General features: G+C 67.5%; 10 protein-coding genes. All 10 read left to right on the forward strand.

All coding sequences use genetic code 11. From position 1 onward, the window contains the following. Positions 1–5: 5 nt before the first annotated feature. Positions 6–1,718: an urease subunit alpha gene (gene ureC, locus ACQ66H_RS19670; protein ID WP_430435418.1), complete on the forward strand. Its 1,713-nt coding sequence runs from the start codon at positions 6–8 to the stop codon at positions 1,716–1,718. A 25-nt stretch (positions 1,719–1,743) separates the two neighbouring features. Then, entirely contained in the window at positions 1,744–2,238 is a 495-nt protein-coding gene (gene ureE, locus ACQ66H_RS19675) for an urease accessory protein UreE (protein WP_430435419.1), read from the forward strand. Continuing rightward, positions 2,235–2,912 carry an urease accessory protein UreF gene (locus ACQ66H_RS19680; protein ID WP_430435420.1) on the forward strand — a complete coding sequence of 226 codons (678 nt, stop codon included), beginning with the start codon at positions 2,235–2,237 and terminating at the stop codon, positions 2,910–2,912. Before ureE ends, ACQ66H_RS19680 begins: the two co-directional genes overlap by 4 nt. A gap of 97 nt (positions 2,913–3,009) precedes the next feature. Then, positions 3,010–3,642, forward strand: coding sequence for an urease accessory protein UreG (gene ureG / locus ACQ66H_RS19685; RefSeq protein ID WP_430435421.1), 633 nt, complete (start codon positions 3,010–3,012; stop codon positions 3,640–3,642). 64 nt (positions 3,643–3,706) lie between these two features. Next, entirely contained in the window at positions 3,707–5,134 is a 1,428-nt protein-coding gene (trkA, locus tag ACQ66H_RS19690; protein ID WP_430435422.1) for a Trk system potassium transporter TrkA, read from the forward strand. Beyond that, on the forward strand, positions 5,134–6,582 hold the full coding sequence (locus ACQ66H_RS19695) for a TrkH family potassium uptake protein (RefSeq protein WP_430435423.1): 1,449 nt from the start codon (positions 5,134–5,136) through the stop codon (positions 6,580–6,582). The genes trkA and ACQ66H_RS19695 overlap by 1 nt, the downstream gene beginning before the upstream one ends. 75 nt (positions 6,583–6,657) lie before the next feature. Next, entirely contained in the window at positions 6,658–7,725 is a 1,068-nt protein-coding gene (gene hemE / locus ACQ66H_RS19700) for a uroporphyrinogen decarboxylase (protein WP_304000782.1), read from the forward strand. Between the two features lie 360 nt (positions 7,726–8,085). Continuing rightward, entirely contained in the window at positions 8,086–10,269 is a 2,184-nt protein-coding gene (locus tag ACQ66H_RS19705; protein ID WP_430435424.1) for a primosomal protein N', read from the forward strand. A gap of 61 nt (positions 10,270–10,330) precedes the next feature. After that, complete coding sequence (locus ACQ66H_RS19710) at positions 10,331–11,107, forward strand: TlyA family RNA methyltransferase (protein WP_430435425.1); 777 nt, start codon at positions 10,331–10,333, stop codon at positions 11,105–11,107. Beyond that, on the forward strand, positions 11,100–11,939 hold the full coding sequence (gene metF, locus ACQ66H_RS19715) for a methylenetetrahydrofolate reductase [NAD(P)H] (protein ID WP_430435426.1): 840 nt from the start codon (positions 11,100–11,102) through the stop codon (positions 11,937–11,939). Before ACQ66H_RS19710 ends, metF begins: the two co-directional genes overlap by 8 nt. Positions 11,940–11,947: the final 8 nt, after the last annotated feature.

Raw genomic sequence — 11,947 nt, forward strand, 5'->3', positions numbered from 1 at the left:
GACGCATGAGCACGCGCATCAGCCGGCAGGCCTATGCGGAAATGTTCGGCCCGACCACCGGCGACCGCGTGCGGCTGGCCGACACCGAGCTGTGGATAGAGGTCGAGCGCGACTACACGGTCTACGGCGAGGAAGTGAAGTTCGGCGGCGGCAAGGTGATCCGCGACGGCATGGGCCAGAGCCAGCGCTGCGCGGCGGAGGTGATGGACACCGTCATCACCAATGCGCTCATCGTCAACCACTGGGGCATCGTCAAGGCTGACATCGGTCTGAAGAACGGCTTCATCGCCGGCATCGGCAAGGCCGGCAATCCGGACATCCAGCCGGCGGTCACGCTGGTCATCGGCCCGGGCACCGAAATCATCGCCGGCGAAGGCATGATCGTCACCGCCGGCGGCATCGACAGCCACATCCACTTCATCTGCCCGCAGCAGATCGAAGAGGCGCTGATGTCCGGCGTCACGACGATGCTGGGCGGCGGCACCGGCCCGGCCACCGGCACCTTCGCCACCACCTGCACGCCGGGCCCGTGGCACATCCACTCGATGCTGGCCGCGGCCGACGCCTTTCCGATGAACCTCGGTTTTCTCGGCAAGGGCAACGCATCGCAGCCGGCGCCGCTGCGCGAACAGATCGAGGCCGGCGTGATCGGCCTGAAGCTGCACGAGGACTGGGGCACCACGCCGGCGGCGATCGACACCTGCCTGTCGGTGGCCGAAGAGATGGACGTGCAGGTCGCCATCCACACCGACACGCTGAACGAATCGGGCTTCGTCGAAACGACGATGGACGCGTTCAAGGGCCGCACCATCCACACCTTCCACACCGAAGGCGCGGGCGGCGGTCATGCGCCGGACATCCTGCGTGCGGCCGGTCTGCCCAACGTGCTGCCGTCATCGACCAATCCGACGATGCCTTACACGGTGAACACCATAGACGAGCACCTCGACATGCTCATGGTGTGCCACCACCTCGACGCCGCCATCGCCGAGGACGTGGCCTTCGCCGAAAGCCGCATCCGCCGCGAGACGATCGCGGCGGAGGACATCCTGCATGACCTCGGCGCCTTTTCGATGATGTCGTCCGACTCGCAGGCCATGGGCCGCGTCGGCGAAGTGATCATCCGCACCTGGCAGGCGGCGCACAAGATGAAGATCCAGCGCGGCACGCTGAGCGATCCCGAGGGGCGTTCGCCGGCCGCCGACAATTTCCGCGTGCGCCGCTACATCGCCAAGTACACGATCAACCCCGCGATCACGCACGGCATCGGCCACATCGTCGGCTCGGTCGAGCCGGGCAAGCTGGCCGATCTGGTGCTGTGGCGCCCGGCCTTCTTCGGCGTCAAACCCAGCCTGATCCTCAAGGGCGGCATGATCGCCGCCGCCGCGATGGGCGACCCGAACGCCTCCATCCCGACACCGCAACCGGTGCACTACCGGCCGATGTTCGGCAGCTACGCCGGCGGCCTGAAGACCTCGCTCACCTTCGTGTCGCAGGCGGCGCTGAACAACCCGGCCGTACGCGACCTGGGCCTCGCCAAACGACTGGAACCGGTACGCAACACGCGCACCATCCGCAAGTCCGACATGGTGCTGAACGGCTGGCAGCCAGAGATCGACGTCGATCCAGAAACTTACGAGGTACGCGCCGACGGTGAGCGGCTGGTGTGCGAGCCGGCCGCCGCGTTGCCGATAGCGCAGCGCTATTTCCTGTTCTGAACAAGGGGTCTCCACCCCACCCGACATGCTGCTGATCGAAACCTTCGCGCCGGCCGACGCCGTGCCGGCCGAAACGCTGACACTGAACTTCGAACTGCGCGCCAAGTGCAGGCTGCGCACGCGCCTGGATTCGGGCGAGGAGGTCGGGCTCTTCCTGCCGCGCGGCACGATACTGCGCGGCGGCGACCTGCTGGCCGGCAAGGACGGACGCGTCGTTGCCGTGCGCCCGGCGCCCGAGCGGGTGATCGAGGCACGCAGCGCAGACGCGCTGCTGATCGCGCGCGCCGCCTACCACCTCGGCAACCGCCATGTCGCGGTCGAGGTGCAGCCCGGTCTGCTGCGGCTGGCAACCGACCACGTGCTGGCGCAGATGCTGGTCGGCCTGGGCCTCGACGTGCGCGAGACGCTGGCGCCGTTCGAGCCGGAGGCCGGTGCCTATGGCGGTCACCCGGCCCACCACACGCACGCCCATGCGGAAGAGACCGGCGCCAAGCTGCACCTGTTCGCGGGCGGCGCATGAATCCGCTCGCGCTGGTGCGCCTGCTGCAGCTGGCCAGCCCGACGCTGCCGGTCGGTGCCTTCAGCTATTCGCAGGGGCTGGAATGGCAGGTCGATTGCAGCGCCATCCGGACCGAAGCGGACGCCGGCGACTGGATCGCTGCAGTATTCGACGCCGGCATCGCCTCGTTCGAACTGCCCTTGCTGGCCGCGCAGATGCGCGCCTGGGCCGCCGACGACATCGCGGCGGTGCTCGACCTGAACGACGACTATCTGGCCAGCCGCGAGGCGGCCGAGTTGCGCGCCGAGACGGTGCAGATGGGCTATTCCTGCCTCCAGCTGCTGAAGGCGCTGGCGGAATGCAGCGCGGTCGCGGCACGACTTGCGGACATCGGCGACGTCGCCTTCCCGACTGCCTGGTCAGGCGCCGCGGTGGCGCTCGGTGTGCCGATCGAACCGGCGCTGACCGCCTGGGCCTGGGCCTGGGCCGAGAATCAGGTGATGGCGGCGATCAAGGCGGTGCCGCTGGGTCAGACCGCCGGCCAGCGCCTGCTGATGACGCTGGGCGAGGACATCCCGCCGCGCGTGGCAACCGCGCTGACGCTGCCGCGCGAGGACTGGAGCAATTTCGCGCCCGGCCTGGCGATCGCCAGCAGCCGGCACGAAACGCAGTACTCACGGCTGTTCAGATCATGACCACGGTCGCACCGCACGCCACCTGCCGCGCCCACAATCCGGGCACGACTGCACAGTTGACGATCCGGATCCGCATTTTCGATGAAAGGCTGACACCATGACCCCATCCACTCCCCGCCCGCCGCTGCGCGTGGGCATCGGCGGCCCGGTCGGCTCGGGCAAGACCGCGCTGACGCTGGCGCTGTGCCGCGCGCTGCGCGACCGCTACAACATCGCTGCCGTCACCAACGACATCTACACCGAGGAGGACGCGCAGTTCCTGGTGCGCAACGAGGCGCTGCCGCCGGAACGCATCATCGGCGTCGAAACCGGCGGCTGCCCGCACACCGCGATACGCGAGGACGCGTCGATCAACCTCGAAGCGGTGGCGCGTCTGAGCGCGCGTTTTTCCGGGCTGGAAGTGATCCTGATCGAATCCGGCGGCGACAACCTCGCCGCGACCTTCTCGCCCGAACTTTCCGACCTGACGCTGTACGTGATCGACGTCGCCGCCGGCGACAAGATTCCACGCAAGGGCGGGCCCGGCATCTGCAAATCGGACCTGCTCATCATCAACAAGATCGATCTGGCGCCCATGGTCGGCGCCTCGCTGGAGGTGATGGAGCGCGACGCGCTGAAGATGCGCGGCGAGCGGCCCTTCCTGTTCTCCAACATGAAGACCGGTCACAACCTAGACGCCATCATCGCCTTCATCGAGCGCGAAGGCATGCTGGGGGCGCAGCCGGCCTGACCGACGTCATGCCGCCGCCTGTGGTTGCGGCTACACTCGCGCAACTTTCCCAACGGGCGGCGGCGTGAAAATCATCATTCTCGGAGCAGGTCAGGTCGGTTCGTCAGTGGCCGAGAACCTGGTGTCGGAGGCGAACGACATCACCGTGGTCGATACCGACATTCCGCGACTGCAGGCGTTGCAGGACAGGCTGGACCTGCGGGTGGTCGTCGGCAATGCCGCCAGCCCGCACGTGATGCGCCAGGCCGGCGCCGATGACGCCGACCTTCTGATCGCGGTCACGGCGTCGGACCAGACCAATCTGTGCGCCTGTCGCATCGCGCAGACGCTGTTCAACCTGCCCACCCGCATAGCCCGTCTGCGCTCGATCGACTACGCCGACTACCCGCAGCTGCTGGACGACAATAACTTCGCCGTCAACTTCTCGATCTGCCCGGAACAGGAAGTCACGGATTACCTGAAGCGGCTGATCGCCTTCCCTGAAGCACTGCAAGTGATCGAGTTCGCGCAGGGGCGGGTGTCCATGGTCGCCGTGCGCGCAGTCGGCGGCGGCCCGCTGGTCGGGCGCCAGATCAAGGCGTTGCGCGAGCACCTGCCCGACATCGAAGCGCGCATTGCCGCCATCTACCGGCGCGACACCGCCATCATTCCGGACGGCGACACGGTGATCGAACCGGGCGACGAGGTGTTCTGCCTGGCCGCAACCGAGGACATCCGCGCGGTGACCGCCGAGCTGCGCAAGCTGGACAAGCCGATGCGCCGCATCATGATCGCTGGCGGCGGCAATATCGGTTACCGGCTGGCCACCTCGCTGGAGAACCGCTACGAGCTGAAGCTGATCGAGCACTCGCGGCCCCGTGCCGAATTCCTGTCGAGCAATCTGCACAAGACCCTGGTACTGGCCGGCGACACGACGGACGAAATGCTGCTGGAGGCGGAAAACGTCAACGACATGGACCTGTATCTCGCGCTGACCAACGACGACGAGAACAACATCATGTCCTCGCTGATGGCCAAGCGCATGGGCGCCCGGCGCGTGGTGGCACTGATCAACCGCCGCGCCTATGTCGATCTGGTGCAGGCCGGCACCATAGACATCGCCATCTCGCCGGCCCAGGTGTCAATCGGCTCGCTGCTCGCCCACGTGCGCCGCGGCGACGTGGTGGCGGTGCACAGCCTGCGCCGCGGTGCAGCCGAAGCACTGGAACTCGTGGTCCATGGCGACCGCAAGACCTCCCGCGTGGTGGGGCGTCGCATCGAGGAGATCGGACTGCCGCAGGGCGCGATGATCGGCGCCATCGTCCGCCAGTCCGGCAAGCCCATCCAGGTCGAGGTGACCGACCTCGCGGTGCGCGAAACCCACCAGCAGGTGATCATGCCGCACCACGACACGGTGATCGAACCGGAAGACCATGTGATCGTGTTCTGCTCGAACCGCCGGCTGGTGGCGCGCGTCGAGCGGCTGTTTCAGGTCAACTTCGGGTATCTCTGATGCTGCACGTCGTCAACGTGCTGGGCCGCCTGCTGGCGGTGTTCAGCCTCACCTACCTGGCGCCGATCGCCTGCTCGCTCATCTTCCACGACGGCATGCTGTGGCACTTCATCGACGGCATGGCGATCAGCGCGGCCGGCGGGATACTGCTCTATGTGGGCACCCGCCGCCATTACCGCGAACTGAAGCCGCGTGATGGCTTCCTGCTGGTCACGCTGTCGTGGATGCTGATGTCGGCCATCGCCGCCGTGCCGCTCATGCTGTCCTACGACAGCATGAGTTTCACCGACGCCTTCTTCGAAACGATGTCGGGCCTGACCACGACCGGCGCCACGGTGATGACCGGGCTGGACCACGCCCCGCAGTCGGTCAACCTGTGGCGCCACCTGCTGAATTGGATAGGCGGCATGGGCATCATCGTGTTCGCGGTCGCCATCCTGCCGCTGCTTGGCGTCGGCGGCATGCAGTTGTACAAGGCCGAGGCGCCGGGGCCGATGAAGGACGGCAAGCTCACAGCGCGCATCGCCGACACCGCCAAGGCGCTCTACCTGGTCTATTTCGGCATCACGGTCATCTGCGTGCTGTCGCTGCGCGTCGCCGGCATGGACTGGTTCGACGCGCTCTGTCACGCCTTCGCCGCGATGGGTCTGGGCGGGCTGTCCACGCGCGACGCCAGCGTCGGCGCCTTCGATTCACCGTGGATCGAGGGCGTCCTGAGCTTCTTCATGCTCGTCGCGGCGATGAACTTCGCCACCCACTTCCTCGCCTTCCGCGGCCGCTCGTTGCGCGTTTATGCGCAGGATTTCGAGGCCCGCGGCGTGCTGATCGCCTGTATTGGCAGCAGCGTGCTGCTGGCGGCCTATCTGGTCGAACAGGGCACGTATGCCAGCTACTGGACGGCCCTGCGACATGTGAGCTTCAATCTCATCTCGATTGCAACCGACTGTGGTTTCGTCAGCACCGACTACGCGCAATGGCCGTTGTTCGTGCCACTGTGGATGCTCTTCCTGTCCAGCATCACGGCCAGTTCGGGATCGACCGGCGGCGGCATCAAGATGGTGCGCACACTCATCCTGATCGGCCAGGCGCGGCGCGACATGCTCAAGCTCATTCATCCGAACGCCGTACGGCCGCTCAAGGTCGGCACAACGTGCGTGTCGGACACGGTCGCCCAGTCGGTGCTGGGCTTCATCTTCCTGTACTTCATGAGCATCGTGCTGCTCACCTTCGTGCTGCTGCTGTCCGGGCTCGACTTCATGTCCTCGTTCACCGCGATCATCGCGATGATCAACAATGCCGGCCCCGGTCTCGGCGTGGTTGGCCCGGCTGGCAACTATCAGGGTCTGTCCGACTTCCAGACCTGGGTGTGCAGCTTTGCCATGCTGCTAGGCCGCCTGGAGGTGATGTCCATCCTCATCATCTTCACCCCGGGTTTCTGGCGCAAATAGGTCCGATCGTCGCCTGCCCGGGCAGGCAGGCGGGCGCATCGGCTATCCTTGCGCCCTGCACTTCAAGGATTTCCCATGTCCGCACTCCGCAACGACACCTTCCTGCGCGCGCTGCTGCGCCAGCCCACCGACTACACGCCGATCTGGCTGATGCGCCAGGCCGGCCGCTACCTGCCCGAGTACTGCGCGACCCGCCGTCGCGCCGGCAGCTTCCTGCAGCTGTGCAAGTCGCCGGCCATGGCCTGCGAAGTGACGCTGCAACCGCTGGAGCGCTTTCCGCTCGACGCCGCCATCCTGTTTTCCGACATCCTGACGGTGCCGGACGCGATGGGTCTGGGCCTGTATTTCGCTGAGGGCGAAGGCCCGAAGTTCGAGCGCCCGCTGCGTTCGGAAGACGCGATCCGCGCGCTGGCCGCGCCCGACCCCACCGCCGAACTGGGCTATGTCATTGATGCGGTGAGTGAAATCCGCCGCGCGCTGGACGGTCGGGTGCCGCTGATCGGCTTCTCAGGCAGCCCGTGGACGCTGGCCTGCTACATGGTCGAAGGTGGCGCCTCGGACGACTACCGGCACCTGAAGACGCTGATGCTGGATCGCCCGGAACTGCTGCACCACATGCTGTCGGTGACCTCGAAGGCGGTGACCGATTACCTGAATGCGCAGATCGAAGCCGGTGCGCAGGCAGTGATGATTTTCGACTCCTGGGGCGGCGCGCTGTCGGCGCACGGCTATCGCGAATTCTCGCTCGCCTACATGCAGCGCATCATCGCCGGCCTGAAACGGGAAAAGGACGGCCAGCGCGTGCCGGTCATCATGTTTACCAAGGGCGGCGGTCAGTGGCTGGAGGCGCAGGCCGAAGCAGGCGCCGACGCGCTGGGCCTGGACTGGACCACCGATATCGGACTGGCCCGCCAGCGGGTCGGCGACAAGGTGGCGCTGCAGGGCAATTTCGACCCGACCGCCCTGTTCGCGCACCCGGAGGGTATCCGCGGCGAGGCGCGCCGCATCCTCGACAGCTACGGCAATCACCCGGGCCATGTGTTCAACCTCGGCCACGGCATTTCGCAGCACACGCCGCCGGAGCACGTAGCCGCGCTGGTGGAGGAAGTTCATCGCCACAGCCGCGCCCTGCGGGCAGGCTGAACGGGGCAGCCGGCAGGTTCCGCCGGCTTATTCCGCACAGTTCGGCCACCGCAAGGGGTTAACTTATGCACAGTCGGCCGCTCAGGCCGACTACAAGCCGAAGGGCCGGTCCACTACAAGAGCCCTCCGCGCAAGTCACTGATAAGCAAGGAAGTATTTTTTTCTTGACGCCTGGCGGAAAATTTGGTGGCCGTTGATGTCCGGTTCGTGACGGACGGACACGAAGTTTCCCACAAAGTTATCCACAGCTTTTGTGGCACTCAAAACCTTGCCGGATGAGTGCGTTGCGGACACAAGCACCCAGTCTTGTTGAACGACATGCCGCAAGTCACTGAATCCATTAAAAGCCCGCATCAGCGCTTGGAAAGCACCGCAGCAATTCTGCCGTCGCATCTGTTGCAGGTCGCGCTTTCGCGACCGATTCCCACGCTGTTCGACTATGACGCCTCGGCCTTTCCCGATGCCGAACCGGGACAGCGCGTGCGCGTGCCCTTTGGCCGCAGCGAACTGTGGGGCATCGCCTGGGGCTGGCGCGAAGCGGGCGACGTCAACGCCGCGCGCATCAAGCCGCTGCTCGACATCGACCGCGGCAGCCCGCCGCTGCCGGCCAGCTGGCGGGCGCTGGTCGAGTTCGTCGCCCACTACTATCAGCAGCCGATAGGCGAAGTGGCGGCGATGGCGGCGCCGCCGGCCATCAGCGCCACCCGCGCCGAGCGGGCGAACCGCCGTTTCCGCGCCACCCCGGCCGGCACCGCCGCGCTCGATGCGCTGCCGGCGCGCGACGTCCGGCGCAAGCTGATCACCGCGCTGACCGAGGCCGGCGACCTGAACGAGGCGGAACTGCGCGCGCTGTCATCGCGCGCCGCCGTCGCCCTCGAACGCCTGCTGACCGACGGGCTGATCGAGCCGGCGCTGCCGCAGGCGCCGGCCGAGGCTGCGCATGTACTCAGCGCCGACCAGGCGGCGGCGCTGGCCGCACTGCAATCGACCGCGGGCTACGCCGCCAGCCTGCTGCACGGCGTGACCGGCAGCGGCAAGACCGAGGTCTATCTGCGACTGATCGAGGATCAGATCGCCGCCGGCCGGCAGTGCCTGCTGCTGGTGCCGGAGATCGCGCTGACGCCGCAGTTGCAGGCGCGCGTCGCCGCCCGCTTCCCGCGCGCCTGCCTGCACGTGATGCACAGCGAAATGAGCGACGGCGCCCGCGCAATGGCCTGGGCGGCAGCGCAGTCGGGCGAGGCGGACATCCTGCTCGGCACCCGGCTGGCGGTGTTCGCGCCGCTGCCGCGACTGGGCTGCATCGTGCTCGACGAGGAACACGACCCCTCCTTCCGCCAGACCGAAGGCGTGCGCTATTCGGCGCGCGACGTCGCCATCTGGCGTGCGCGCAACGAAGACGTGCCCATCGTGCTGGGCAGCGCCACGCCATCGCTGGAAACGCTGCGCCACGCGATCGACGGCCGCTATCGCTGGCTCAGACTGACCACGCGCGCCGGCAGCGCCCGCCTGCCCGAGGTGCATCTGGTCAACACGCGGGTGTTCCGCGCCACCGACGGGCTGAGCCAACCCATGCAGCGGGCCATCGAAAGCCGGCTGACGCGCGGCGAACAGACGCTGCTGTTCATCAACCGCCGCGGCTATGCGCCAGTGCTGAGCTGTCCGGCCTGCGGCTGGGCGGCCGGCTGCACGCAGTGCACCGCCAATCTGGTGCTGCACGCCGCCGACCGCCGGCTGCGCTGTCACCACTGCGGCGCCGAAGGGCCGGTGCCGCAGGCCTGCCCGAAATGCGGGAACCAGGACATCCAGGGCTACGGCCGCGGCACCCAGCGGCTGGAAGAAACGCTGGCCAGCCGCTTCCCGACCGCACGCCTGCTGCGCATAGACCGCGACAACGTGCGCGGCCGCGAGCACTGGCAGGAACAGCTGGACCTGATCCGCCGCGGCGAGGTCGATCTGGTGGTCGGCACCCAGTTGCTGGCCAAGGGCCACGACTTCCCCGGCATCACGCTGGTTGGCGTGATCGGCGCCGACGCCTCGCTGCATGCCGCCGACTTCCGCGCGCAGGAACGGCTGTTCGCGCAGCTGATGCAGGTCGGCGGCCGCGCCGGTCGGGCCGATACGGCGGGCGAAGTGCTGATCCAGACCGCGCAACCCGAACACCCGCTGTTCGCCGCGCTGAAGGCGCACGATTTCGACGGCTTCGCGCGCAGCCAGCTGGCGGAACGCGCCGCGCTCGGCCTGCCGCCGCACGGCTTCCAGCTCATGCTGAGCGCCGACGCGCCGGAACTGCAGGCTGCCCTCGACTTCCTCGAAGCGGCGCGGCGTGCCGCGCTGGCACTGAACGTGGACGGCGTGCAGATCTACGACGTCGTGCCGATGCGCATGGTGCGTCGCGCCAACCGCGAACGCGCCCAGCTGGTGGTCGAATCGCGCAGCCGTCCGGCCCTGCGCACGCTGCTGCTGCCCTGGGTCGCCAACCTCTACCGCCTGCGCGTCGCCCGCGGCCTGCGCTGGCACGTGGACGTGGACCCGGTGGAGGTGTGATCGCGCTTGCCGCGGCGGCCAATCTCGGTTCTTATCCGCGCTCTTCCCCTGGCGAACACCCATGAGAGCCGACCAGACCCTCGTTGCCCGCAACCTCGCCCGTTCCCGCACCGTCGCCCAGACGCTGATCGCAGCCGGGCGGGTGCGCGTCGCCTCGGGCGCCGGCTGGACCGTGGTGACCAAGCCGGCGCAGGACATCCCGGACGGTGCCGAACTGCAGGTCGAGGTGTCGGACGACGACCGCTATGTGTCGCGCGGCGGGCTGAAGCTGGCCGGGGCGCTCGACCGTGCCGGGCTGGACGTCGCCGGCCTCACCTGTCTCGACGTCGGTCAGAGCACCGGCGGCTTCACCGACTGCCTGATCCAGCGCGGCGCCGCGCGGGTGGTGGGCGTCGAGGTCGGCCACGGCCAGCTCGATCCGCGGCTGCGCGGCGATCCGCGCATCGTCTGCATCGAACACCTGAACGCACGCACGCTGGACGCCACGGCGCTCGGTATACATATGGCGGCCGGCGGCTTCGACCTGCTGGTGTGCGACGCCAGCTTCATTTCGCTGACGCTGCTGCTGCCGCAGTGGCCGGCGCTGCTGGCGCCCGGTGGACGCGTGCTCACGCTGGTGAAGCCGCAGTTCGAACTGGGCCCGGATGCACTGGGGAAAGGCGGCATCGTGCGCGATGCGGCACAATACCCGGCCCTGGAGGTGCGCATGCGGACGTTTGCCGAAGCAAACGGTCTCAGCGCACTGGATTACTTCGACAGCCCGATCAAGGGCGGCGACGGCAACCGCGAATTCTTCCTGTACGCGGCCCGGCGCGACGCGACCGACCACCATGACTGACAACCCCACGCGCATCTGCAGCGTCGAATTCTTCCCGCCGGCCACCGAAGAGGGTGCGGAAAAGCTGCGCGCCACGCGCCGCCAGCTGCGCCAGCTCAACCCGTCCTTCTTCTCGGTCACCTACGGCGCCGGCGGCACCACGCGCGATCGCACACTCGAAACCGTGCTCGAAATGAAGGCCGAAGGCCTGAACGCGGCGCCGCACCTGTCGTGCATCGGCTCGACCCGCGACAACCTGCGACAGACGCTTGAGCGCTACAAGGAAGAGGGCATCCACCATATGGTGGCGCTGCGCGGCGACCTGCCGTCCGGCGTGGTCGATCCGGGCGATTTCCGCTACGCCAACGAACTGGTGGAGTTCGTCCGACAGGAAACCGGCGACTGGTTCCACATCGAAGTGGCCGCCTACCCGGAAGTGCATCCGCAGGCGCGCAACGCCGCCAAAGACCTGCAGAACTTCGTGCGCAAGATGAAGGCGGGCGCCGACTCGGCCATCACCCAGTACTTCTACAACACCGACGCCTACTTCGCCTTCGTCAACGACGCGCGCGCGATGGGCGTCGAGGCGCCGATCTACCCGGGCATCATGCCGATCGCCAATTTCTCGAAGATCGCGCGCTTCTCGGAAGCCTGCGGTGCCGAAATCCCGCGCTGGATGCAGCGCAAGTTCGAAGGCTTCGGCGACGACGCCGCCTCGGTCAAGGCCTATGGCCTGGACGTCGTGACCACGCTGTGCGAGCGCCTGCTGGCCGGCGGCGCACCGGGCCTGCACTTCTACACGCTGAACCAGGCGGGCCTCACCTCGACCATCTGGCAGCGGCTCGGCCTGTAATTTCACCC

Source organism: Methyloversatilis sp. (assembly GCF_965284615.1).
GTDB lineage: Bacteria > Pseudomonadota > Gammaproteobacteria > Burkholderiales > Rhodocyclaceae > Methyloversatilis.